The organism is Loktanella sp. M215 (genome assembly GCF_021735925.1).
Classification (GTDB): domain Bacteria; phylum Pseudomonadota; class Alphaproteobacteria; order Rhodobacterales; family Rhodobacteraceae; genus Loktanella.
Genome location: NZ_WMEA01000001.1, coordinates 2,028,834 through 2,052,763 on the forward strand (window position 1 = coordinate 2,028,834; position 23,930 = coordinate 2,052,763).

General features: G+C 65.4%; 28 protein-coding genes and 1 other RNA gene. 10 read left to right on the forward strand and 19 right to left on the reverse strand.

Translation table 11 applies throughout. The features are described from left to right. Position 1: 1 nt before the first annotated feature. Both GLR48_RS09905 and trpB read left to right on the forward strand, forming a co-directional pair. Entirely contained in the window at positions 2–643 is a 642-nt protein-coding gene (locus tag GLR48_RS09905) for a phosphoribosylanthranilate isomerase (RefSeq protein WP_237061100.1), read from the forward strand. 64 nt (positions 644–707) lie between these two features. Continuing rightward, on the forward strand, positions 708–1,934 hold the full coding sequence (trpB, locus tag GLR48_RS09910) for a tryptophan synthase subunit beta (protein WP_237061101.1): 1,227 nt from the start codon (positions 708–710) through the stop codon (positions 1,932–1,934). Between the two features lie 26 nt (positions 1,935–1,960). On the opposite strand, the gene GLR48_RS09915 is transcribed toward trpB, so the two are convergent. The 5 genes from GLR48_RS09915 to GLR48_RS09935 form a co-directional block, all read right to left on the reverse strand. After that, complete coding sequence (locus GLR48_RS09915) at positions 1,961–2,620, reverse strand: DUF4893 domain-containing protein (RefSeq protein WP_237061102.1); 660 nt, start codon at positions 2,618–2,620, stop codon at positions 1,961–1,963. Next, a complete protein-coding gene (locus tag GLR48_RS09920; protein ID WP_237061103.1) occupies positions 2,617–2,991 on the reverse strand; it encodes a DUF2237 family protein in 375 nt (124 codons plus the stop codon). The genes GLR48_RS09915 and GLR48_RS09920 overlap by 4 nt, the downstream gene beginning before the upstream one ends. A gap of 38 nt (positions 2,992–3,029) precedes the next feature. After that, complete coding sequence (locus GLR48_RS09925) at positions 3,030–4,064, reverse strand: DUF2332 domain-containing protein (RefSeq protein WP_237064506.1); 1,035 nt, start codon at positions 4,062–4,064, stop codon at positions 3,030–3,032. Next, entirely contained in the window at positions 4,064–4,741 is a 678-nt protein-coding gene (gene pth / locus GLR48_RS09930; RefSeq protein ID WP_237061104.1) for an aminoacyl-tRNA hydrolase, read from the reverse strand. The genes GLR48_RS09925 and pth overlap by 1 nt, the downstream gene beginning before the upstream one ends. A 108-nt stretch (positions 4,742–4,849) precedes the next feature. After that, a complete protein-coding gene (locus GLR48_RS09935) occupies positions 4,850–5,512 on the reverse strand; it encodes a 50S ribosomal protein L25/general stress protein Ctc (RefSeq protein ID WP_237061105.1) in 663 nt (220 codons plus the stop codon). A 162-nt stretch (positions 5,513–5,674) separates the two neighbouring features. On the opposite strand from GLR48_RS09935, the gene GLR48_RS09940 reads away from it, so the two are divergent. After that, the gene (locus GLR48_RS09940; RefSeq protein ID WP_237061106.1) at positions 5,675–6,298 is read left to right on the forward strand and encodes a YdeI/OmpD-associated family protein; all 624 of its coding nucleotides are present in this window, start codon (positions 5,675–5,677) and stop codon (positions 6,296–6,298) included. Here GLR48_RS09940 and GLR48_RS09945 read toward each other — a convergent pair. The 12 genes from GLR48_RS09945 to GLR48_RS10000 all read right to left on the reverse strand — a co-directional run bounded on the left by GLR48_RS09945 (position 6,295) and on the right by GLR48_RS10000 (position 18,008). Continuing rightward, entirely contained in the window at positions 6,295–8,178 is a 1,884-nt protein-coding gene (locus GLR48_RS09945) for an alpha-amylase family glycosyl hydrolase (protein WP_237061107.1), read from the reverse strand. The genes GLR48_RS09940 and GLR48_RS09945 overlap by 4 nt on opposite strands. A 168-nt stretch (positions 8,179–8,346) precedes the next feature. Next, positions 8,347–9,510 (reverse strand): alpha-hydroxy acid oxidase, encoded by a 1,164-nt coding sequence (locus GLR48_RS09950; protein ID WP_237061108.1) that lies wholly within the window; start codon positions 9,508–9,510, stop codon positions 8,347–8,349. A 60-nt stretch (positions 9,511–9,570) separates the two neighbouring features. Continuing rightward, entirely contained in the window at positions 9,571–10,008 is a 438-nt protein-coding gene (dtd, locus tag GLR48_RS09955) for a D-aminoacyl-tRNA deacylase (RefSeq protein ID WP_237061109.1), read from the reverse strand. A 1-nt stretch (position 10,009) separates the two neighbouring features. Next, positions 10,010–10,915: a carbohydrate kinase family protein gene (locus GLR48_RS09960; protein WP_237061110.1), complete on the reverse strand. Its 906-nt coding sequence runs from the start codon at positions 10,913–10,915 to the stop codon at positions 10,010–10,012. Between the two features lie 12 nt (positions 10,916–10,927). Next, on the reverse strand, positions 10,928–12,025 hold the full coding sequence (locus GLR48_RS09965) for a TFIIB-type zinc finger domain-containing protein (RefSeq protein WP_237061111.1): 1,098 nt from the start codon (positions 12,023–12,025) through the stop codon (positions 10,928–10,930). 119 nt (positions 12,026–12,144) lie between these two features. Continuing rightward, the gene (locus GLR48_RS09970) at positions 12,145–12,633 is read right to left on the reverse strand and encodes a cytochrome b (protein WP_237061112.1); all 489 of its coding nucleotides are present in this window, start codon (positions 12,631–12,633) and stop codon (positions 12,145–12,147) included. Between the two features lie 75 nt (positions 12,634–12,708). Next, positions 12,709–13,818, reverse strand: a complete 1,110-nt coding sequence (locus GLR48_RS09975) for an SPFH domain-containing protein (protein WP_237061113.1) — start codon at positions 13,816–13,818, stop codon at positions 12,709–12,711. Positions 13,819–13,838: 20 nt separating this feature from the next. Next, positions 13,839–14,804, reverse strand: coding sequence for a DUF2927 domain-containing protein (locus tag GLR48_RS09980; RefSeq protein ID WP_237061114.1), 966 nt, complete (start codon positions 14,802–14,804; stop codon positions 13,839–13,841). 3 nt (positions 14,805–14,807) lie between these two features. Beyond that, entirely contained in the window at positions 14,808–15,977 is a 1,170-nt protein-coding gene (locus GLR48_RS09985; RefSeq protein ID WP_237061115.1) for a toxic anion resistance protein, read from the reverse strand. A gap of 9 nt (positions 15,978–15,986) precedes the next feature. Further along, positions 15,987–16,853 (reverse strand): 5-bromo-4-chloroindolyl phosphate hydrolysis family protein, encoded by an 867-nt coding sequence (locus tag GLR48_RS09990; protein WP_237061116.1) that lies wholly within the window; start codon positions 16,851–16,853, stop codon positions 15,987–15,989. Further along, complete coding sequence (locus GLR48_RS09995; RefSeq protein WP_237061117.1) at positions 16,853–17,059, reverse strand: hypothetical protein; 207 nt, start codon at positions 17,057–17,059, stop codon at positions 16,853–16,855. Before GLR48_RS09995 ends, GLR48_RS09990 begins: the two co-directional genes overlap by 1 nt. Before the next feature lie 91 nt (positions 17,060–17,150). Then, positions 17,151–18,008, reverse strand: a complete 858-nt coding sequence (locus GLR48_RS10000) for a pseudouridine synthase (protein WP_237061118.1) — start codon at positions 18,006–18,008, stop codon at positions 17,151–17,153. A 64-nt stretch (positions 18,009–18,072) separates the two neighbouring features. Here GLR48_RS10000 and GLR48_RS10005 point away from each other — a divergent pair, with 64 nt between their 5' ends. Beyond that, entirely contained in the window at positions 18,073–18,519 is a 447-nt protein-coding gene (locus GLR48_RS10005; RefSeq protein WP_237061119.1) for a nucleoside deaminase, read from the forward strand. A gap of 26 nt (positions 18,520–18,545) precedes the next feature. Here GLR48_RS10005 and GLR48_RS10010 read toward each other — a convergent pair whose 3' ends face one another. After that, on the reverse strand, positions 18,546–19,235 hold the full coding sequence (locus GLR48_RS10010; RefSeq protein WP_237061120.1) for a metal-dependent hydrolase: 690 nt from the start codon (positions 19,233–19,235) through the stop codon (positions 18,546–18,548). Positions 19,236–19,307: 72 nt separating this feature from the next. Beyond that, positions 19,308–19,748: a peptidoglycan-binding protein LysM gene (lysM, locus tag GLR48_RS10015; RefSeq protein ID WP_237061121.1), complete on the reverse strand. Its 441-nt coding sequence runs from the start codon at positions 19,746–19,748 to the stop codon at positions 19,308–19,310. Between the two features lie 181 nt (positions 19,749–19,929). Between lysM and gatC the strand changes: the two genes are divergently transcribed. From gatC to GLR48_RS10045, 6 genes are all read left to right on the forward strand, one after another. Further along, entirely contained in the window at positions 19,930–20,217 is a 288-nt protein-coding gene (gene gatC, locus GLR48_RS10020; protein WP_237061122.1) for an Asp-tRNA(Asn)/Glu-tRNA(Gln) amidotransferase subunit GatC, read from the forward strand. After that, the gene (gene gatA, locus GLR48_RS10025; protein WP_237061123.1) at positions 20,217–21,698 is read left to right on the forward strand and encodes an Asp-tRNA(Asn)/Glu-tRNA(Gln) amidotransferase subunit GatA; all 1,482 of its coding nucleotides are present in this window, start codon (positions 20,217–20,219) and stop codon (positions 21,696–21,698) included. Before gatC ends, gatA begins: the two co-directional genes overlap by 1 nt. A gap of 31 nt (positions 21,699–21,729) precedes the next feature. Further along, positions 21,730–22,503, forward strand: coding sequence for a hypothetical protein (locus GLR48_RS10030; protein ID WP_237061124.1), 774 nt, complete (start codon positions 21,730–21,732; stop codon positions 22,501–22,503). Between the two features lie 59 nt (positions 22,504–22,562). Next, a complete protein-coding gene (locus GLR48_RS10035; protein ID WP_237064507.1) occupies positions 22,563–23,186 on the forward strand; it encodes an N-acetylmuramoyl-L-alanine amidase in 624 nt (207 codons plus the stop codon). A 12-nt stretch (positions 23,187–23,198) separates the two neighbouring features. Beyond that, an RNA gene (gene rnpB / locus GLR48_RS10040) (RNase P RNA component class A) lies at positions 23,199–23,615 on the forward strand. Positions 23,616–23,703: 88 nt separating this feature from the next. Beyond that, the gene (locus tag GLR48_RS10045; RefSeq protein WP_237061125.1) at positions 23,704–23,862 is read left to right on the forward strand and encodes a hypothetical protein; all 159 of its coding nucleotides are present in this window, start codon (positions 23,704–23,706) and stop codon (positions 23,860–23,862) included. Positions 23,863–23,930 lie beyond the last annotated feature (68 nt).

Genomic DNA, 23,930 nt, shown 5'->3' on the forward strand with positions numbered 1-23,930 from the left:
CTTGCCCGTCCGGATCAAGATTTGCGGCCTGCGCACGGCGCAGGACGTGGCCGCCGCCGTGGCCTGCGGCGCCGATGACATCGGTCTGGTCTTCTTTGACCGCTCACCGCGTCACCTGACGCTGGACGCCGCGGCAGAGCTGGCCCTGACCGTGCCCGTTGGCATCCGCAAGGTCGCGCTGACCGTGGACGCCAATGACGCGACCCTTGATGCCCTGCTGGCGCGGGTGCCGGTCGATCTGCTGCAGCTTCACGGCCACGAGTCGCCGGACCGGGTGCGCGACATTCGCAAGCGCACCGGCATCCCGGTGATGAAGGCCGTCGGCATTGCCGAATCCGCCGACCTCGACGCGCTGGACGATTACATGGCCGTCTGCGAACAGGTTCTGGTGGATGCCAAGCCGCCGCGCGGCGGTGTGCTGCCCGGCGGCAACGGCCTGTCGTTCGACTGGCGTCTGCTGGAAGGACGCACATGGCCTGTGCCGTGGATGCTGGCGGGCGGACTGCGTCCGTCCAACGTGGCAGAGGCGATCCGCCTGACCGGCGCACCGCAGGTCGACGTGTCGTCCGGCGTCGAAAGCGCGCCCGGCATCAAGGATCCCGACATGATCCGCGACTTCTGCGCCGCCGTCCGCGGCGTCTGACCGCCTTTACCCCGCTGCCCGCTGGGTTTACTGCTGCAATAACATTTTTCACGGGGGACCGGCGATGCCTGACGATCTTTTCAACAGCTTCATGAATGGCCCGGACGAAAAGGGCCGCTTCGGCAACTACGGCGGGCGCTTCGTGTCCGAAACGCTGATGCCGCTGATCCTCTCTCTGGAAGAGGAATACGAGAAGGCCAAGACCGACGACAGCTTCTGGGCCGAGATGCAGGACCTCTGGACCCATTACGTCGGCCGCCCCAGCCCGCTTTACTTTGCCGAACGCCTGACCGACCACCTGGGCGGCGCCAAGGTCTACATGAAGCGGGACGAGCTGAACCACACCGGCGCGCACAAGATCAACAACGTGCTGGGTCAGATCATTCTGGCCCGCCGCATGGGCAAGACCCGGATCATCGCGGAAACCGGGGCAGGGCAACACGGCGTTGCCACCGCCACCGTCTGTGCGAAGTTCGGCCTGCAATGCGTTGTTTACATGGGCGCCCACGATGTGGAACGTCAGGCCCCCAACGTGTTCCGTATGCGCCTTCTGGGGGCAGAGGTGATCCCCGTCACTTCTGGCCGCGGCACGCTGAAGGACGCGATGAATGACGCCCTGCGCGACTGGGTGACGAACGTGCGCGACACCTTCTACTGCATCGGCACCGTGGCCGGTCCGCATCCCTATCCCGCGATGGTCCGCGATTTCCAGTCGATCATCGGCAAGGAAGTCCGCGAACAGATGCAGGCCGCGGAGGGCCGTCTGCCCGACACCCTGATCGCCGCCATCGGTGGCGGATCGAACGCCATGGGCCTCTTCTATCCTTTTCTCGACGATTCCACGGTGAACATCATTGGGGTAGAAGCCGGGGGCAAGGGCGTGAACGCCAAGATGGAACATTGTGCCTCTCTCACCGGCGGGCGTCCCGGCGTGCTGCACGGCAACCGCACCTATCTGCTGCAGGACGACGACGGCCAGATCCTCGAAGGGTTCAGCATCTCGGCCGGCCTCGACTATCCGGGTATCGGGCCGGAACACGCATGGCTGCACGACATCGGCCGTGCGCAATACGTCAGCATTACGGATGTCGAGGCGCTGGAGGCCTTCCAGCTGTCCTGTGCGCTGGAAGGGATCATTCCCGCGCTGGAACCGTCCCACGCGCTGGCCCACGTCATGAAGATCGCGCCGACGCTGCCGAAGGATCACCTGCTGGTGATGAACATGTGCGGTCGCGGCGACAAGGACATCTTCACCGTGGCCAAGCACCTCGGTTTCGACATGAAGATCTGAGTGGATCCTGCGACAGTGGCGCCGGCCTAATCGTTGGCCGGTGCCGGTGTCTCGGTGTCGTCCACGGGCGCGGGGGCTGGGGCCTCTGGCGCCGGCTTGCGCCGCAGATCAAGGATATCGAGGTCGGATTCCAAGACAGGCTTTGGCATCAGGATACGGATGCGGTCTTGCGCGACCTGTTCCGCGACGCCCACGACAGGCCAAAGCGTGCCGTCGCCGGTCGTATCCTGCGGCAGGTCGGCGTAGGCGACAGGTGTCGTGTCGGTGACATAGCCGGTGCCGGTCAGCACCATCTGACCGTCCAGCAGCGCGATCCGCCCGGTCAGGCGTTGCGATCCTGACACCTTTTCGACCGTGAACCCCGTCCCGTCCGCCGCGATCTCGCAGTCGAAGGGCGCATAGACGACAAGCGGGTTCAGGTCCCCGCCCACCTTCAACATCCGGCAGGTCCAATTGCCTTGCAGCGTGGTTTCCAGCGGCGCCACGGGCTGGCCCGAGAGGACCTCTTGCAGCTGGTCGACGTCGCCCAGACGGCCGCCGGCGAAGGCTTGCAACAGGGCCTTTCCCACGGTGGCATCGAACCCGTCCAGACGCGCCTGATCGGCAGGATGCAATCCGAGGTCATCTTGCTGCGCTACGGCCATTCCCGGCAGGCACAGGATCGCGATGCAGGCGGCGCGGATCATTCCGGCACGGCATACCGGCGCAGCACGTCGATCGGCACGATCTCCAGCGCGCGGACATGGGTGGCGTACAGACTGACCTGCGGTGCACAGCCTTCATCGTGGGCCTGCAGAAAGCGGCTGGCGCACAGACACCAGCCATCGCCGGGTTTCAGGCCCGGAAAGCCGAATTCCGGCCGCGGCGTCGACAGGTCGTTGCCGACGTATTTCGAATAGGCCAGAAACTCTGCCGTCATCACCGCGCAGACCGTGTGAATGCCCTGATCGGCAGCACAGGTGTCGCAGGCGCCATTGCGGAAAAATCCGGTCATGGGCGCGGTGGAGCAGGTTTGCAGCGTGCTGCCAAGAACGTTGAAAGAGGGGTCTTTTTCCATGCCCCGACACTAGCGCGGGACGCGCCGGTGCGAAAGGGTCAGTCGGGGGCCGTCCATTCGATCCAGCGGCCATGGAAATCCATCCGCGCCAGACGCACCGTGACATCGCCGGGCCATAGCCGCAGGGTCAGCGCGGCACCCGCGGCATTTGTGCCGTCCGATTCCATCCCCAGCCACGCCAGCGGCGCATCGTCGGTGGCAGTGGCGCCGGCAGCCTCGATCCGGGCGCGGCCAAGGGCCTGCCGGTCCGCCGGAAAATACTGCCAGGCGATCGTGTGATAGATCAGGTGCAATTGGCCCCGCACATGGGGCAGGCGCGGGGTCAGCCCGTCAATGGCATCTGCACGGATCACCGCTGCGCGGGCGATGCCCATGGCCGCGCGGGTCAGCGCCAGCCGGTGGGGCTGCCCAGCCCAAAGGTAGGCCTGCAGACGCAAGGCATCCGCAGGATTTGCGGGGTCAAGGGGGTTCAGATCCACCCCCAGACGGTCGACGATCAGGGGCTGTGCCGTCGGCGGCAGCGCACCGGTCCATGCGGGCTCCAGCGTCAAAGCCGCGCGCGTGGGACCAAGGGTCGCACCGGGCAGGGCCAGCGCGAAATGGTCGAACATCAGGTTCAACCCGCCGCTGGCCCCAAGCTCTGTGATGCGGAAGGGCAGGGGGTGGCGGGCGTGCAGCCAGTGGCTGGCCGCGATCAGGCCCGCGGCACGGCGCACCTCGTTGGTCTGGGGCGGGCTGTCGATGAAGCGGTCGATGAAAGCCGCATGATCCCTCAGCGCCGCATGGACCGCCTGCCAGATGGCGTCGTCCTCTGCCGCCTGCGGCGGATAGACCGCGGTCAGTGCCGGATCGCCCTCCAGTTGCAGGGCGTGCAGCGCACCACACAGGCGCAGGGGCACGCTTTGCCCGCGTGAACCGGTGTCACCCGGCCACGCAAAGACGCGGTCGCGCAGCGGACCTGCGGGCCAGTCGCGGGTGGCGAGCAGGGTGCAGAGCCGCGCGGTGAAGGCTGATCCCAGATTGTCGCAATGGACCGCCTGATCCGTGAACGACGTGACCAAGGCGGATGGCATCACTTGAAGCGGTCCGTCAGCTTTTGCAGGGCGCTGCGGGTGTCCGGTGGGGCCGCGTCCACTGCCTTGGCCGGGGCGGGTTTATCGGGTTTTGCGGTCGAGGATCGGGCAGGGGCCGTGCGCAGGGCGATGGCGTTCAGGAACCTGTCGCCATGACCCGCGACCAGCTGGGCAATGCCGTCGGATATCCCGCGCAGCTCGTCGTCCAGCCAGTCCTGATCGGCCTTGGCGAAATCGTGCAGCACATAGCCGGGCACGCGATCCTTGTGGCCCGGATGCCCGACGCCAAGACGCACGCGGTCGTAGTCGGGCCCGATATGGGCATGGATCGACCGCAAGCCATTGTGCCCCGCATGGCCGCCGCCTGTCTTCAGACGCACCTTGCCGGGGGCAAGGTCGATCTCGTCGTGAAAGACGATGACGTCGGCGGGGGCAATCTTGTGAAAGGCGCAGGCCGCCTGCACGGACCGCCCCGAATCGTTCATGAAGGTCGTGGGCTTCAGCAGTAGCGCCTTGTCGGACCCGAACCGTCCTTCAGACACCTCGCCATTGAACTTGGCGCGCCACGGGCCAAAGCCGTGATCGCCCGCGATCCGGTCGAGCGCCATGAAGCCGATGTTGTGACGGTGACCCGCATATTGCGCGCCGGGATTGCCAAGGCCTACGATAAGTTTCATGGCCGCAAGGCTACCGCGCCCGCATGGCAGAGTGAAGCGGTCGCGGTGCAATCTGTCGGGTGTCAGACAAGAAAAGGGGCCCCGCAGGGCCCCGTTCCAGTCGTTCGATCAGGCTTCTTCGCCGTCGGGCGGGCCCATCTCGGTGGTCGGCACTTCGTCGGCCTCGACCGTCTCGTCCTCATCGTCGGCAGCCAGTGTCTTGGGCGCCTGGATATTGGCGATGACGAAATCGCGGTCGCTGATGACCGGCACGGCACCTTCGGGCAGCGCGATGTCGCTGATGTGGATGGTGTCACCCATCGCGCGGCCTGCCAGATCGACGGTGATGTGATCGGGGATCTCGCCGGCGAGCACGTTCATCTCGACTTCGTTCCGCACGACCGTCAGCACGCCGCCGCCGGACCGCAGGGCCTTGCAGTCGTCTGCGTTGATGAATTCGACGGGGATGAAGATGTCGACGCGGCTCGTGCGCTTCAGGCGCATCAGGTCGATGTGCGTCGGCAGGTCCTTCACCACGTGGCGCTGGATGCCGCGGCAGATGACTCGGACGTCGTCGTGGCCTTCAACCTTCAGGTTGAACAGCGTGGACATGAAGCGGCCCTTGCGCAGGCGCGTCAGCAGCTTGTTGAAGTCGAGCTGCAGCGCGACCGGATCGGCCCCGCCACCGTAGACGACTCCGGGTACCATTCCATTACGACGAGCTGTGCGGGCGGCCCCCTTGCCTGTCCCCGCGCGAACCTCGGCGTGCAGATCAGGGATCTTGTCAGCCATTGGTATTCTCCAGTTATAGTGGGACCGCCCTCCAAGGGTGTGCGGTCCGATGAAGTCGCCCCTATAGGGCCAACGCCACGGCTTTGGAAGGGGGGATCGCGCGGTTTGAACGGTTTTGCGCCAGGACTGGCAGAGGTCTAGAAGAGGATCGGGGGACACGCCATGATGACCACGGACGTCGCGGATTATTTCACGCTGGGGTGCGGGCGCTGCGACAGGTTCGCGAAGCCTACTTGTTCCACGCGCCGCTGGATCGTTGGTCTGACCGCCCTGCGCCGCATCTGCCGCGACATGGGATTGTCAGAGACGGTGAAATGGGCGCATCCCTGTTACATGCACGCGGGCCGCAACATCGCGATCATCGGGGCCTTCCGCGAGGATTTCCGCCTGACCCTCATGAACGCCAGCCTGCTGAGCGACCCCGAGGGGCTGCTGGAACGACAGGGCGAGAACAGCCAGACGGCGGGCACGCTGCGGTTTGTCGATGCAGACCGTGTTGCTGAACACGAACCCGCGATCCGCGGCTTTCTGGCGGACCTGATGCATCACGCCGAGGCAGGTACGAAGGTGCCCCGCCAGCAGGCGACGTTCGCGTTGCCCGACGAACTCATCGCGGCTCTGGACGACGATCCGGACCTGGCAGAGGCGTTTGCCGCGCTGACCCCCGGCCGCCAAAGGTCGTGGGTGCTGCATCTGGAGGGGACGAAGGTTGCCGCGACCCGACTGGCGCGGATCGCGAAGGCGCGCGACAGGATCATCGCAGGCAAGGGCGCGCAGGAGCGTTAGCGCAGCCAAAGGCACCCGTAGGGCGGAATCGCGATCCGGTCGTCTGCGACCTCCGGTGGTCGCCCGGTCAACAGATCCGTCAGCTTGCCCGCATCAAGGCCCGCATCCGCCACGGCCAGCGATTGCGGCCGGGCGGTGAAGTTGGCGATGCAGGTCACGGTGCGGTCATCCCCCAGCCGCTGCCAGACGAACAGCGCCGGGTTGCCGGTGTCGATCACCCGCGTCGGCACGTCGCCCGCCAGCTGCGGCATGGTCTTGCGCACCGCCATGACGTGCCGCAGGTCTGCCTTGATCCGGGCCGCGGGGCCTGTCGGGGCGGTGGCCACGGCCCAATCCATCGCGGGACGCTGCATCCATCGTCCGTCGTCGGCCAAGGCAGGCTCCGTCAGGTAGCTGTGGTCGTTGGTCAGCCCGATCTCGTCCCCCATGTAGATCAGGGGAATCCCGCCGTAGGACGCGATCAGCGCGTGCCCCAGCCTGATCCGCGCGATCGCCATGTCGATCCCGGTATCATCGCCGGCTGCGACCGACAATTCGAGCCCCGCAAGGCTGGCGAAGCTGCCGTTGGTGCGGCGGTCGCCCGTCTCCTCGTTCACCTGAAAGTCGGCACCGCGCGCCCAGCTGCCGGGAAAGCTGCCGTTGTAGAAGTCCGACAGATAATCGCGGTGCGCCTTCGCGTCCATCGCGGGGATATGGGCCGTATCCTCTGGCGTGATCGCCCAACCGATATCGTCGTGGCAGCGGATGTAAGGGGCGAAGGACGCGCGGCGGAAGGATTCGGGAAAGTGCGTTTTCAGCACGTAATTCATCAGCCGGGTATCGCCAGAGGCGAGCGACGACCAGAACTGCACCATCAGGTTATTATGGTAAGCCAGTTGGCTGACCTTTCCCGCATGCGTCCCGGTGCCAAGATAGGGGACAAGGTCGGATGGCCCCACGATCGCCTCGGCCTTGTGGATCACCGCGGGGGCACAGATGCGGGTGGACTGGGTCAGCAGTTGCAGCAGGTCGTGGACTTCGGGCAGGTTCTGGCAGCCGGTCCCCATCCGCTTCCACATGAACGCCACGGCATCGAGGCGGAAGCATTCGACGCCCTGATTGGCGAGATACAGGATGGTGTCGAGGACGGCGAGGAAGACCTCCGGATTTTCCCAGTTCAGATCCCACTGGTATTCGTTGAAGGTGGTCCAGACCCATTTTCCCATGTCAGGGTAGTAGGTGAAATTGCCGGGGGCCTGCGCAGGGAAGATCTCGACCAGCGTCTCCTCAAAGGCTTTGGGCAGCGTGTCGTCGTCGAACATGCGGTAGAAGGCCTGATAGAACGGATCGCCCGCGCGGGCGCGCAGGGCCCAGTCGTGTTCCTTGGCCGTGTGGTTCACCACCATGTCGATCACCGGGCTGATCCCTGTCTTGCGGAACGCCGCGGTCGCCGCGCGAAAGTCGGCCATCGTGCCAAGGTCCGGATTGATCTGACGGTAGTCCATGACCGCATAGCCGCCATCATTGGCGCCGCGCCGCGGCTTCAGGCAGGGCATCATGTGGGCATAGGTCACGCCGAGGTCGGCCAGATAGGGGATGCGGCCGGGCAGATCGGCCAGCCGTCCGGCAAAGCGGTCGATGTAGAAGACATAGGCGACCATCCGTTCCGACAGGAACCAGTCGGGGTTCAGGTCGCGCTGCAGGTCCAGCAGGCGCAGGTCGGCGGGGCGGTCCTGCCAATGCTGATGCAGCAGCGCCTTCAGCCGGTCGAGAAAGGCATCGGCATCGACGGTATCGCCATAAAGCCTGCGGATCGGCCCGGTCAGGTCGCGACGGCCCCGGTCCCAGCGCAGGGCAAAGAGGTCGTCATCGGTGATCGTCGCCTGCGGTGGTCTGGCCATGCGGTCCTCCTTGCGCATGCGACTATGACGGGTCGGCGCGTCGCTGCAAGGGGCGGGATGCGTGGCGGGTGCCGGACGCCTCCCGCGGGGGAGTATTTGGAAAAAAGCGAGGGTGGCCTTGTCGGTCGTGCACAGGTCTTGACCGATCGACAGGCCGCACGCGGGCGGTCAGGCCCAGTCGCCTTCGAAATCCTTTGGGACCAGCAGGATGTCACGGTCGACGTCGGCGATGTCGCGCTTGCCGCAGAGCGCCATGGTCAAATCCATTTCCTTTTGCAGGATCTCCAGCGCCTTCGTCACACCCTTCTGCCCCATTGCGCCAAGGCCGTAGATATAGGCGCGGCCGATCATGACGCCGTGCGCGCCCAGTGCGCGGGCCTTCAGGATGTCCTGACCGGACCGGATGCCCGAGTCCATCAGCACCTCGACCCGGTCGCCCACGGCCGCCACGATGGCGGGCAGCATGCGGATCGCCGACAGCGCGCCGTCCAGCTGGCGGCCGCCGTGGTTGGACACGACGATGGCGTCGCAGCCGATGTCTGCTGCTTTCTTGGCGTCCTCCACATCGAGGATGCCTTTCAGGATCAGCTTGCCGCCCCACTTTTCCTTCAGCCGGGCGACCATGTCCCAGTCCAGCTTCGGTTCGAACTGTTCGGCGGTCCAGGCGGACAGCGACGTCATGTCCGAGGCGGATTTCGCGTGGCCGACGATATTGCCGAAGCTGCGGTTTTTGGTCTGCAGCATCTCCAGCCCCCAGGACCATTTGGTCGCGAGGTTCAGGATCGTCTTTGGCGTCAGCTTGGGCGGGGCGGAGAGGCCGTTTTTCAGATCCTTGTGACGCTGGCCCAGCAGCTGCAGGTCCAGCGTCAGCACGAGCGCGTTGCAGCCCGCATTCTTGGCCCGCTGGATGATGTTGTCGACGAATTCCTCGTCGCGCATGACGTAAAGCTGGAACCAGAAGGGCGCTTTGGTCGCCTTGGCGACATCTTCGATCGAACAGATCGACATGGTGGACAAGGTATAAGGCACGCCGAAGTCGCGGGCGGCGCGGGCGGCCTTGATTTCACCATCGGCGCTTTGCATGCCCGTCATGCCGACCGGGGCGAGGGCCACGGGGATCGTCACGTCCTGCCCGATCATCGTGCTGCGCAGGGTGCGGTCCGACATGTCGACGGCGATCCGCTGGCGCAGGCGCAACCGGTCGAAATCCGAGGTGTTTTCGCGGAAGGTCTGTTCGGTCCAGCTGCCGCTTTCGCAGTAGTCAAAGAACATCTTGGGCGCACGGCGCCGGTGCATCCGCTTGAGATCGTCGATGGTCGTGATTACCGGCATGGGCTGCACCTGTCTGAATTGGTCAGCTTACCTTGCCAATTCACCGGCTGGGTTGCAATCCTAGACCTCGACCCAGAGCGTTACGGGGCCGTCGTTCGTCAGGCTGACGGCCATGTCGGCCCCGAACCGGCCGGCCGCGGTCGTGATCCCCAACTTGCCGACTTCGCTGACGAAGGACTCATAGGCCGCGCGGCCCTCGACCGGGGACGCGGCAGAGGAAAAGCCGGGACGGTTGCCCCGGCTGGTATCGCCGGCCAGCGTGAACTGGGACACGATCAGGGCGCTGCGGTGTGTGTCCAGCAGCGACAGGTTCATCTTGCCCGCGTCATCCTTGAAGATGCGGAGCTTTGCGATTTTCGCAGCCATTTTTGTTGGCGCGTCGGGACCGTCACCCGCCATGGCGCAGATCAGGATCAGCAGGCCGGGGCCGGTTTCGCCCACGACCTTGCCGTCGATGGCGACAGAGGCCTGTGTGACCCGCTGGATCAGTGCGCGCATGTCACAGCTCGTGCGCCCACGGCGGGTTAGCCCCGGCGCGGGCGACGGTGATCGCGGCGGCCTTTGCACCCAGTGCGGCGGCGGTGCGCAACTGGTCGTCGGTGGCCTGCGCTACGCCGGCCTTGGTCAACAGCCCTGCCTGATCCAGACCGGCGAGGAACCCCGCGTTGAACGTGTCACCGGCACCGACCGTATCCACGACCTCGGCGCGCTCTGCGGCCACGTCAAAACGCCCGCGCCGCGTGATGACGGTCACGCCATCGGCGCCGCGGGTCAGCAGGACGACCTGTGTCGCGGCATTGTCCAGCAGGCTGGCGCCATCGGTATCACCGGTCAGCCACTGCAGGTCTTCGTCCGAGATCTTGACGATATCCGCGACGGCCAGCATCGCGTTCAGGCGGGCGCGGTAGGCCGCCGCGTCGGTGATGAAGCCGGGGCGAATATTGGGGTCGATCATCGTCAGCTTGGCGGGCGCCTCGCGCAGCATTAGCGCCTTGTAGGCCTCGCCACACGGTTCGACGACAAGGCTGATTCCGCCAAAGAACAGCGCATCGGCGGTGACCGTCGGCAGGTCCGCCGGGGTCAGCATGCGGCCCGCGGTATTCTCGTCGTAGAAGGCATAGCTTGCATGCCCGTTGGTCAGCCGGACGAAGGCCAGTGTCGTGGGCCGGTCCGAGATATGCGACGGGCTGCTGTCCACCTGGCTGTCGGACAGGACGCTGCGCAGCTGTTCGCCGAACAGGTCCGACGACAATCCGCAAAAGAACTGCACCGGCGCACCCAAGCGCCCCAGCGCGATCGCCGTGTTGAAGACGGCACCGCCAGCATAGGGGGCAAAGGCGGCCTCGCCCGCCGCAGTCTCGCGCGGTAGCATGTCGATCAGCGCCTCGCCACAACAGATGATCATCGCCGGTCCCTCCTACTGGTTCTGGGCGTAGAAATACCCGACCGTTAGCGCCAACACCAGCCCGAGGAGGACGGCAAAGGCGATCTTCCATTTGGAATAGGGGCGTTCGCCCTGCACCCGGCCGGTCCTGCCGTTGATGACGAAGCGGTAGGTCTGGCCGTTGTATTTGTAGGCCGCCATCCAGACCGGCAGCAGGATGTGCTTGAAGGTCACGTCCGACACCCGCGTCTGCACGTCGCTGACCATCTGCTCGTCCCCGCCGATGTCGAACTTCACATCGCGCAGGATCATCCGGTCCATATAGGCGCGCGCCTCGGTAAAGCCGTCCTGCAGTTCGACCTGATAGCCCTCGGCCAGAAACCCCGCGAGGTATTGCGGCTGATAGGGCGCCAGTTCCGACAGGTCCCAAGGTTCCAGACCGTCTGTATATTGTTTGGGCAGGCTGTGCGACGCCAAGACCAGCAAATCGTCAAAGAACCGCGCGACCCGACCCGACACGCTGCGCCAGCGGGTGTGGCGCTGCTGGACGGTCTGGGGCTTGCCGTCGCGCATGACCGTGTGGGTCGTATAATAATAGGTGCCGCGCTGGCCCGCGTAGGCGCTGTCCGTCTGCGCATCGAAGGTCCAGTAGGGGACGTAAATCCCGTCCATCGCGCGGCCCTTTCGGGCGTATTCGGTCAACCCGTTGGGGGCGAACCACAGGCTGCCCAGCCAGTCGGTCATCGCCGCCCGTGCGCGGGTCTGATCGAGCGCGAAGGGCAGCAATCCGCGCGGCTTGATCTGGCGCTGGATGCCGGTATCGGTGACGACGGGCGTCGCGCAAAACGGGCATTCGGCGGCATGGGTGTCGCCCGACAGTTCGAACTGTGCGCCGCAGTTCGGGCAGGACTGGACGCGGGTCTCCTGCGTTTCGGCTTGTGGCAGGCTGGCCGACAGTGCTTGTTGAAAATCAAGTTCCGCCACGACGGCGAAAGGCCCTGCGGTGCCACCGACGGGTTCCGTGTTGCCGCAGTGATCGCAGACCAGCTGCGCCGATGCGGGATCGAACCGCAGGTCCGACCCGCAGGTGCCGCAGGGAAAGCGATGCGTCGTGGGCGTGGTGTCGGGCATCGGTGCCTCTGGCGGTCATGGGGGTCTGGGAATGGATAGCCTCCGCCGCGCAGGGTTGCCAGCGTTCAGCGCCGCGAAAGGCGGAACCGGGCGATCAGACCGCCCCGGTGGTCACCCGGTCACACCCTGCCGCGCGTCATCCGGCGCAGCGTGCCGTCCTTCAGGATATAGTGATGGTAGAGGGCCACCAGCGCGTGGCCCAGTGCCACGATCATCAGACCGTTGGCAACAATCGCGTGCGGATCGCCCAGCGCGCCGATCTTGAAATACCACGTCAACGCGCCCATCGCCGGGACAACGAACATCAGCAGATAGAGCAGCCGGTGCCCCCAGGCGCCTGCGGCATGAAAGAGCGGCGGCGTATCGTTGACGGGTTCCGGCGCACCCTGCACCCGCCGCACGACGAACCTGACGACAACCAGGATCAGGACCAGCGTGCCCAGCCAGACGTGCCAGGTGTTGCCCTCGAACCCGGTCTGGTTCTGCTGGAACCGGGTGCGCAGGGCGCGGCCCATGCCGTCGCCCAGCCACCAGGTCGCCGCGATCAGAACGGCCACCAGCCAGTGCAGCGCGATCTGTAAGCGTGAATATCGGGTCGCATCGGCCATGGTAAGGTGCTTTCAAAGGGTCGCGTCAAACCTTCACCTCGATGTAACGCGCTTTCCTTTACCGTCGAGGGCGCATTACGCGCCCGGCGGTGGCGGTCGCATCACCGTGAACAACTGCGCCAGTTCCGTGTCCATCGCTGGCTTCCAGCCGTCCTGTCCCTGCGTCCAGACCATGCTGTCGCGCGCCAGCGCACCTTCGGTCACCTTGCGCCCCATGGCCGCGCGCGAAAATGGGCCGCTGACCTCGCCGGCCGTTGCGATATGCCAGACATGCTCTGTTGGTGGCGGGGGCGGGGGAACCGCTGCCGCTGCGGGCGGCACATTCTGTGGCGCCGGACCCCATGGACCGGCCATGTGACCCATCTGCATGCCCAGACCCGCACCCATGCCCATGCCCATCGCCTGACCGGCCGCACTGCCGGGCTGCGTCATCGCCTCGGCGGCCTTCCACTTCATGTGCTCATCCAGATTGCCCGCGATTCCGCGCGAGGTGCGGGCATCCAGCGCCTTTTCAACGGCGTCAGGCAGGCTGATGTTCTCGATGTACAGCTCCGGGATCGACAACCCGTAGGCGGTCATCGTGGCGTCGATCGCCTTGGCCACCAGATCGCCCAGATCCTTGGTGTTCGCCGCCATGTCGAGGGCCGGGATGCCGCTGGCCGCTAGGGCGCGGCTGAACTCCTGCACGATCACGTTGCGGATCTGGAACGACACCTCGTCCGCCGTGAACTCGCCATCGGTGCCCACGATTTCGCGCATGAAGACGGCGGGATCGCTGACCTTGATCGCATAGGTGCCATAGGCCCGCAGGCGGATCGGCCCGAACTCCGGATCGCGCAGCATGATCGGGTTCTTGGTCCCCCACTTGAGGTCGGTGAACCGCGTCGTGTTGATGAAGTAGATTTCCGACTTGAACGGGGACTGAAAGCCGTGATCCCAGTGCTGCAGGGACGTCATGATCGGCATGTTGTTGGTTTCCAGCATATACATGCCGGGGGTAAAGACATCGGCCAACTGGCCTTCGTGCACAAAGACCGCCGCCTGCCCCTCGCGCACGGTCAGCTTGGCACCGTACTTGATCTCGTGGCCCTGCCGTTCGAACCGCCAGACCATGGTGTCGCGGGTGTCGTCGGTCCAGGCGATGACGTCGATGAACTGGCCGGACAGGAAATCGAGAATACCCATGGGTGGCTCCTTTGGTGGTGTCAGCTGTTGCCGCCGACCAGTTCCGTCGCGATCTGGCGGGCGATGGGGGCGGCCTCTGCGGCGGTCATGCCGGTGCGGAACCGCTTGTCATAAAGCATCTTCAGCAGCAGTTCGTCGTGGGTGGTCAGCAGGCCGAATTCCTCGTCATCATTGAAGATCGAGGGGCGGGCCTGCGGGCTGTCGTTTGCCAGTCCCAGACCCTGCGACAGCTCCTCGTGGATGCAGGACGTGGTCAACAGATCCGGGTGTTCCGCGCGAATGACGGCGATGGCCTTGGCGTAACTGCTGGATCCGCCTTCGGAAAAGGCAATCACGATACACAGCTGGTCGCGCGGCAGGTTCATGATCGCGCGCAGGCTGCTGCCGCCGATACCCGGCACCAGTTCGCGCAGACGCGCCTCGTAACCGGCGCGGTCGTCCTCTGACAGAAACAACACGTGATAGTTCGCATTGCTGTCCGTCATGCGGATCGGCAGGCCGGAAATCTTTGACAGCCGCGCCGCATAGGCGGTCACGCTGGTCATGTCGCGGTCCCGCTGGGCATCCGGCACCGAGGGGCCGAATTCCACCGACATGCGGACCGGCTGATCCCAGCGCCGCAGTTTTGATTCGGTCGCCTGCGCGCGCAGCATGTCACCATCGCTGACGTATTCGTCATACAGCGCGATGCGGATGAAATCCCGCGCCAGCATGGTGTCGGTAAAGGGCGTATCCGGTCCGCCACCGTCGCCCCGCAACAGCCCCTGCGTCAGCAAATCGTTCTGCAAACGCCGGTAATAGATGCGCAGCGCCTCGCTTTCCGCACTCGGTTTTGGGGCGGTGACCGGCGCCGGGGCAATCGTCCGGCTGACGGGGCGCGCGACGACCGACGGGGTCGCAGGCGCCACGGCGGCGGGGGGCGGCGCCGCACAGGCCGACAGACCCAGCAAGGCTGCAACCGGCAGCGACAGGGCCCGGCAGACCATGGCTCAGACGCTCCCGGCAGGCGTTGTCCGCGATTTCGCGGCGGACAGGGTGGCCTTCAGGTCGCCTTCCATCTTCTGCAACTCCACCTCGGCGGCGGCGCGCTTGCGCTTGCCTTCGTCGGCAATGGCAAGGCTTTCGTCGATGGTGGCGATCAGGTCGGCATTGGCCGCTTGGATGGCGGCGATGTCGAAGGCGCCACGCTCCACCTCCGTGCGGATCGCGGTGTTCGATTCGCGCAGATTCTTCGCATTGGCCCGCAGCAGATCGTTCGTCAGATCGCTGGCATCGCGCACCGCACCGGCCGCCTCTGCCGACCGCTGGATCGTCAGCGCCTGTGCCAGCTGGTTTTCCCACAGCGGCACGGTGTTCAGCAGCGTCGAATTGATCTTGGTGACAAGGCTCTTGTCGTTCTCCTGCACCAGCCGGATCGAGGGCAGGGACTGCATCGTCACCTGCCGCGTCAGTTTCAGGTCGTGCACACGCCGTTCCAGATCGTCGCGCGCCGTGCGCAGATCGCGCAATTCCTGCGCCTCCATCACGCCGTCGGCGTCAGAGGACGCGGCGACCTCGCGTTCCTTGGCCGGAATCTCTTCCGCGTCGATGCGCGCCAGACGCGCCTCTCCTGCAGCGATGTAAAGACCAAGCTCATCGTAGAACGCCAGCGTCTTGGCATAAAGCCGGTCGAGCGACTCGATGTCCTTCATCAGCGTCGTCTCGTGGCCCAGCAGATCGTCGGTGATCTTGTCGATCTGGGTCTGCACGTCCTCGAACCGCGCCACGAACTTCGACAGCGGCGTCGCACGACCCAGCAGCTTGTCGAACCAGCCGCGCTTGGCATCGGGGTCCAGCTCATTGGCGGAAAAACCGCGGATCGTGGTGACGATGCTGCGCAGGCTGTCGCCCGCAGGCCCGACATCCTTGTTGCGCACCCCAGACAGCATGTCCTGAGAGATCTGCTGCAACCCGGACTGCGCGGCCGTGCCGAATTTCACGATGGAATTGGTGTCGCCCAAGTCGATTTCCGCCATGCGGCGCGTGATCGCCTCGCTGGTCGAACGGTCTGCCGTCTCGAGTGAGACCGCGTCGCCAGCCGGTTCCGGCAGCACCACGGCGGTCATCCGCTCGACGTCGGCGAGGGTCGCCTGTGCGCGGTCGCGGGTCGTATCGGCCATTGTCGTGTCCTACTCGTCTGCGATGCCGTCACGCGCCAACCGGTCGCGAAGCACCTTGATTTCGATATCCATATCACTGCGGTCATCACGTAACAAACGTGTCGTGTGGGCCGCAAAATTCCGGTCCAGATCGTCCAGCAGCGCCATGTAGTCGTCGCGTGCATCGGGTGCGGCACGGCGCAGGGACAGGTCGGCGTATTTCGCCGTCGCATCGCGCGCCCCCAGCAGATAGACGCCCAGATACTTGCGCGCCGCCGTCAGGTCCCGCGGATCATCCTCGACCGTGCGGATCATGCGGCGGGCCGTCGTCTGGAACGCGGCCACGCGGGTCTGCAGGGGGCGGTCGTTCAGGCGTGCGGCTTGCGCCGTCATGGCCGTCAAAAGCGTCTCAGCTTCTTCGACGACGCGCGCGACACGGTCCTGCTGAAAGGCATCGACGCCCGCGGCACGCTTGTCCTGCAGGGGATCGAGCCCGAAGGCCGCCAGATGGGCCAGCATCGCCACGAGGCCGTAGATGACACAGCCGACCAAGCCAGCCCCTGTCACTGTGGCCAGCCCCACACCGAGGCCCGTCAACAGGGCCGCCAAAATCTTGCGCGGCACCGCAGGCCGGCGCGCAACCGTCCGCGCCCGCCACGCCGCATCCGCCCGCAGGCCCCCACGCAGGATCCATGCGCCCAGCCCCATCGCCACGGCCCCCGCAAGGCCGGTTGCCAGCAGCGCCGGACCGCCGGTCAGCGACCGGAACAACAGGATCACCGGCGGCACCAGCATCAGGTTCGCACGCGCACCCACCGGATCGACCACGGGCCTTTCGCGCCCATCCGGCGCCGGTGTCGCACCGGGACTATATTTGCCGCCATAGGATTTCGCCATCAGCCCGCTCCGACCATGCCGGTGCTGACACCCAGCAGCAGCAGGATCATGAACCCGAAAGAGATCATGCGCACAGGGGCCGGGAGCCCCGACGTGTCCGCCGCCGCGGCGTCCGCGGCGCTCAGGTTGCGCAAGGCCGCAAGGGCCGCCATTCCGGCCAGCACCAGACCGGACAGCAGCGCTACAAAGAGGATCAGTCGTGCCATGTCGGTGTCATCCCTCGTTCCGGATCGTCACGACAAAGGTAGGTGCGGCCGCGCCGTTTTGCGAGCGTCCGCCCCGTGGATTTGCATCATCTTACCGGGGACCGCGCTTTGGCGCGCTGGGCTTGGCCGGACCCTTGCGGGCAGGTGCAGCACCCGCACCGTCGGATTTCATCACGCGCGTGATCGGCTTGCGCACCTTCGCCTTCTGCGGCGCGGGCGTCTCCAGCCCCAGTTGCTCGCGCAGGACGCGGCCCTTGACCTCTTCCACGGCACCCGCCTCCAGCTTGCCCAGCTGGAAGGGGCCGTAGCTGACGCGGATCAGGCGGTTCACGGTCGCGTTCACCGCTTCCATTGCGCGGCGGATCTCGCGGTTCTTGCCTTCGCGGATACTGATCGTCAGCCAGGCGTTGGCGCCCTGCTGCCGGTCGAAGGTCACGATCATCGGCTGGTATTTCACGCCTTCGACCGTGATCCCCTTGCGCAATTCATCCAGACGAGCCTCTGACACGGACCCGTTGATCCGCACGCGGTAGCGGCGCAGCCACCCGGTCGAGGGCAGTTCCAGCCGCCGCTTGATGCCGCCATCGTTGGTCAGCAGCAGCAATCCTTCGGAGTTGATGTCGAGCCGTCCGACCGACATCACCCGCGGCATGTCGGCTGGCATGGCGTCAAACACGGTTTGCCGGTCCTTTTCGTCCTTGGCCGAGGTCACAAGGCCCGCGGGCTTGTGATAAAGCCACAGGCGCGGCGCCTCCGGCTGGCCCACGGGCTTGCCGTCGACGACGATGCGGTCGCGGTCTGTCACGTTCAGGGCCGGGCTGGTGATGGTCTTGCCATTCACCGACACGCGGCCTTCCTCGATCATACGCTCCGCATCACGGCGGGAGGCGATGCCGGCGCGCGACAGGACTTTGGCGATTCGGTCGCCATCAGGGGGGGTATCGGTCATGCCCATCGCATAGACCCTTTCGCAGGCTCTTGCCAGAGCGGGGCAGGGCCGGGCATGACGGGCCATGACATTTCGCAGCTATATGCAGATCGCGCTGGCCGAGGCGCAGGCCGCCGCCGCCCGGCAAGAGGTGCCAGTCGGTGCGGTCGTCGTGGGACCGGGCGGGATATTGGCCCAAGCCGGTAACCGTACGCGCGAGTTGTCCGATCCCACCGCCCACGCGGAAATTCTGGCAATCCGCGCCGCCTGCCGCGCTCTGGGGCAGGAGCGCCTGACCGGCTGCGACCTCTACGTCACGTTGGAGCCTTGCCCGATGTGCGCCGCAGCCGTGGCGAACGCCCGCATCGCACGGCTCTACTATGGCGCCGCCGATCCCAAATCCGGCGGCGTGGCGCAGGGGCCGCGCATCTTTGCGCAGCCCCAGTGCCATCACGTGCCGCAGGTCTACGACGGCATCGACGCCACCGCGTCAGAGGCGCTGCTGAAAACCTTCTTCGCGCAGCGCCGCTGACGATTTTTCGTCGGAAGTCCGGTCGCCTAGAGGCTGACGGTTTCCATCACCTCCGGCGTCTTCACGTCGACACCCGGCAAGGCGTCGATCAGCACCTGCGCATCCTGCGCCAGCGCCGGGAAGGTCTTGTAGTGGCAGGGGATCACGGTCGCAAAATTGAAATACCGCTTCGCCGCATAGCCCGCCCGCGCCATGTCCATCGTGTAATGGCCACCGGCACACAGGATGCCGATATCGGGTTTGTGCAGGTCGCCCATCCACTCCATGTCGGCCATGATGTCCGTATCGCCGCTAAGATAGATCGTGTGACCCTCGCCCGCGATCATGTAGCCCGCCTCGTGCCCGGCATAGCGCGGCCCGTTGTCTGTCCCGATGGACGACGAATGCGTGGCGTTCACCATGGTCACTTTCGCGCCGTTCAGATCGACGGTGCCGCCTTTGTTGAACTCGATCGTCTCAATCCCGTCGCCGCCCAGCAGGCCGCAGAGTTCGGGAATACCGACCAATTTGGCACCAGTCTCTTTCGCGATGGCACCGGCATTGGCGGCATGGTCGCCGTGGCCGTGGGTCAGCACGATATGGGTGGCACCTTTCAGCGCCTCGTCGCGGCGGTCCGTGGGGAAGGACGGATTGCCTTCCAGCCAGGGGTCGATCAGCAGGACCGCGTTTTCGATTTCGATGCGAAAGCTCGCGTGGCCAAGCCAGATGATGTTCATGGGGTCTCTCCGAAATGGGAAGGGGCGAACCGGGATGGTCCGCCCCTTGATCGACGTTGTAGTGCGCGTGGCTTACGTGTCCTGCGGAATCCGCAGCATCTGACCCGGATAGATCTTGTCCGGGTGCGTCAGCATCGGCTTGTTCGCCTCGAAGATCGCCTGATATTTGCTGGCCTTGCCCAGCGTCGCCTGCGCGATCTCGGACAGGGTGTCGCCCTTCTTGACGGTATAGAAGACCGGTTCTGCGCCGCCCGCCGTCTCGACCGCATCCTCGACCGAGGCCACGCCGTCGACATTGCCGACCGCTAGAATCAGCTTCTCGCGCGCTTCCGGCGTCAGGGCCTTGCCCTTGGACGTCATGGTGACCTTGTCGCCCTTCACCTTGATATCCACGTCCTGCGCGTCCAGCCCAAGGTCCTTGACCTCCTTGTGCAGCGCCTCTTCGGTCGCGGCATCGTCACCGTGGCCGGTCAGCTTCTTGCCGGCGTTCTTCACGAAATTCCACAGTCCCATGGTCTATCCAGTCTCTTGTTTCGCGTCCCCGTTCGGGCCGCGTCCTGAGGGGGATGGTAGCGCCACACCAAGGTGCGACAAGTTGTCATGTCGCGGCCCACGCGGCCAGACGGTTGTAGCCGCGGCAAGGCCGGGGTAAATGCGGGCGCAACAATCCCGCAACGATCCGATCGGAGTGCGCATGGCCATCGACACAGACACCGCCCGCCGCGTGGCGAAACTCGCCCGTATCAAGGTCGAGGATGATGCACTGCCTGCGCTGGCGCAGGAATTCAGCGCGATCCTCGGCTTTATCGAGCAGTTGAACGAGGTCGATGTCGACGGCATCGAGCCGATGACCAGCGTGACACCGCAGCGGCTCTATCGTCGCGAGGACGTGGTCACCGACGGCAATCAGCAGGCTGCCGTCCTGGCCAATGCCCCCGACGCCCGCGAAGGGTTCTTTGCCGTGCCGAAAGTGGTGGAATGATGACCGATCTTACCAAACTGACCATCGCCGCCGCCCGCGATGCCTTGCGCAAGGGCGAAATCACCAGCGCCGATCTGACCGCCGCCTGCCTGACGGCGATCGACGGCGCCGACGCCCTGAACGCCTTCGTCCACAAGACCCCCGAGATCGCAAAAAGCCAAGCCGAGGCCGCAGATCAGCGCCTGAAGGCAGGTGATACGCCTGATTTGTGCGGTATCCCCCTGGGCATCAAGGACCTGTTCTGCACCAAGGGCGTGCCCAGCCAAGCCGCCAGCCGCATCCTCGAAGGCTTCAAGCCGGAATACGAATCCACCGTGACGACGCAGTTGTTCGATGCAGGTGCGGTGATGCTCGGCAAGCTGAACATGGACGAATTCGCGATGGGCTCGTCGAACGAGACCTCCGTCTATGGCAACGCCGTGAACCCGTGGAAGGTGGACGACCGGCAGCTGACGCCGGGCGGCTCCTCCGGCGGGTCCGCCGCTGCTGTGGCCGCCGATCTGTGCCTTGGTGCCACCGGCACCGATACCGGCGGGTCGATCCGTCAGCCCGCCGCCTTTACCGGCATCACCGGCATCAAGCCGACCTACGGTCGCGTCAGCCGTTGGGGCGTGGTGGCCTTCGCCTCCAGCCTCGATCAGGCGGGACCGATGACGAAGGATGTGCGCGATTCGGCCATCATGCTGCGCGCCATGGCGGGTTTTGACCCCAAGGACAGCACCTCTGCCAAACTCGCCGTGCCGGATTTCGAGGCCGCACTGACCGGCGACATCCGTGGCAAGGTCATCGGGATTCCCAAGGAATACCGCATGGATGGCATGCCCGCGGAAATCGAGAAGCTGTGGGAAGACGGCACCGCCATGCTGCGCGACGCCGGCGCCGAAATTCGCGACATCACCCTGCCGCACACGAAATACGCGCTGCCCGCCTATTACGTGATCGCCCCCGCCGAAGCGTCCTCCAACCTCGCCCGCTACGACGGCGTGCGTTTCGGCCACCGCGCGAAGCTGGCGCAGGGCGATGGCATCACCGAGATGTACGAAAAGACGCGCGCCGAAGGCTTCGGTCCGGAGGTGCAGCGCCGCGTCATGGTCGGCACCTATGTGCTGTCCGCAGGCTTTTACGACGCCTATTACAACCGCGCCCGCAAGGTGCGCGCGCTGATCAAGCGCGACTTCGATCAGGTCTTTGCCAACGGCGTCGACGCGATCCTGACGCCTGCGACCCCCTCTGCCGCCTTCGGGCTGGGAGAGATGGCTGACGCCGATCCGATCAAGATGTACCTCAACGACGTGTTCACTGTGACCGTGAACCTCGCCGGATTGCCGGGCATCAGCGTGCCTGCGGGCCGGGATGCGCTGGGCCTGCCGCTGGGCCTGCAACTGATCGGCCGCCCTTGGGAAGAAGGCGATCTGCTGAATGTCGCGTATTCACTTGAACGTGCGGCCGGTTTTGTCGCAAAGCCGGACCGTTGGTGGTAACACCGTTTTAACCTTTGCAAAGGGCCTTGCCGTGATCCGTTCCGTCGTCCTGCTGTCCATCCTGACCGTTGCTGCCTGCGCGCCAAGGGTGCCCGACAGCGGGCGTCCTGCGGCCATTGCACAAGCGCAGCGCGAACAGGCCGCCCGCGATGCGGATCGCACCGCGACCTTCACGCCGCCCTCACCGCTTCAGGCGACGACCCTGCCATCCACCATGCCGCCGGTTCCGGTCGAATCCACCGGCGTCGTGGCCTCTTCTGAACTTGCAGCACTCGGAATCGGCGGCGGGCCGGTCGGTCTGGCGCAGGATCAGGCGATGCAGCAGCCGATGGATACCGGCAGCGATCCCCTGCGCACGCAGGGACTCGATGCCTCGCCCGCTAATGCCGCACCGATCATCGCCAACAACCCCGGCCTTTCGGACGAGCAGTCGTTCGAGGCCGTCTCGAACCGCGAAAGCATCGAAAGCGATGCAGAGCGCCGTGCGCGACAGGTTGCGGCGCGTCAGGTCGTCATGCCGTCGGCTCTGCCGACACGTCCCGCGGATACCGGCCCCAATATCGTCGAATATGCCCTGAACGCCCCCAACAAGATGGGGCAGGAGTGGTATTCACGCTCGATCTTTGCCGGCAAGGGCAAGTTCGAGCGGAATTGCGCCGCCTACAACTCGCCCGACGCCGCACAGCGTGACTTTCTGGCGCGTGGCGGTCCTGACAAGGATCCGCGCGGTCTTGATCCCGATGGCGACGGCTTTGCCTGCGGCTGGGATCCGGCGCCCTTCCTGCTGGCGGCGGGTGGCAACTGATCCACACGGACCGCATCTCGCCTAATCAGGGCCCGCGCCGGGACGGGCAGCGGCCCGATCTGGTCGTGATCCACTACACCGCGATGCGGACAGCGGCGGCGGCCTGCGACACCCTGTGCAATCCTGAAACGCAGGTCTCCGCGCACTACCTGATTGCAGAAGACGGCACCGTTCAGCGCCTCGTGCCGGAAGAGATGCGCGCCTGGCACGCCGGGGCAGGGCGCTGGGGCGCCGTCACCGACGTCAACAGCCGGTCCATCGGGATCGAGCTTGCAAATCCCGGCCATTGTCCCTTTGCGAACGCGCAGATGGACGCGCTCTGCGATCTGCTGGGGGGCATCATGCAGCGCTGGTCGGTCCCGCCCGCCCGCATCATTGCCCATTCCGACATGGCACCGGGTCGCAAGATCGACCCCGGCGTGCGCTTCGACTGGCGCAGGCTGGCGCGGCTGGGCCTGTCGGTCTGGCCTGAACCTGTGTCCGATATCCCCGACACCAACCGGTTCCGCCCCCTGCTGGCCCGCGCGGGCTATACGGCCGACGTGGCGGACGACATCCTGCTCGCCGCCTTCCGGCTGCGGTTCAGGCCGCGTGCCACGGGACCGCTTTGCGCTGCCGACATGGCACTGGTCGCCGATCTGGCGCAGCGCTTTCCCGTTGACGCAGACACTGCCACCGCTTAGGCGACGCTTCGTGCGGATGGCTGGACGGTCGCGGGGGGCAACCTTCGAGGAAAGTCCGGACTCCATGACGGCAACGGTGCCGGGTAACACCCGGCGGGGGCAACCCCAGGGAAAGCGCCACAGAGAAGAGACGGCCCTGATCGCACCCTGCGTGCGGCATTGCAGACATCAGGGTCACGGTGAAACGGTGGGGTAAGAGCCCACCGCGCGACTGGCAACAGAAGCGGCACGGCAAGCCCCACCGGGAGCAATGCCAAATAGGGGCCTTGCGCCGGTGTGATCCAGCGATGGATATCCCGGCAGGGACGCCTGACCCGAAAGGCCCGGGTTGGCAGCTAGAGGGTCGTCGGTAACGGCGGCTTTAGATGAATGATCGTCCATCCGCCGCAAGGTGGGGGACAGAATCCGGCTTACAGGCCATCCGCACACCCTTTGTCATTGTCATGGTTTTACGTCTGACGCAGCGTCGCTGCGCGGCTGTTCTGTCTTTTGTCATTTTACGGGAAGAAACGATGGGATGTTCACGATAGGTGAGTTCAAGGCGCAGGATCCGGCCCTGTCCCTTTCGGTGGACACGCAGATCCCGCGCGAAAGCGACTCCGTCGGATTGCTGGTGATCGACGGCGACGTTGCCGGTCTCGGCCCCGATGACAGAATCATCGGACAAAGCTGGTAGAGCCTTTGGCCTGCCGCGGAAACGCAGCACCTGACGTCCGCAGTCGCAGGTGCCGTCAACGGACAAGT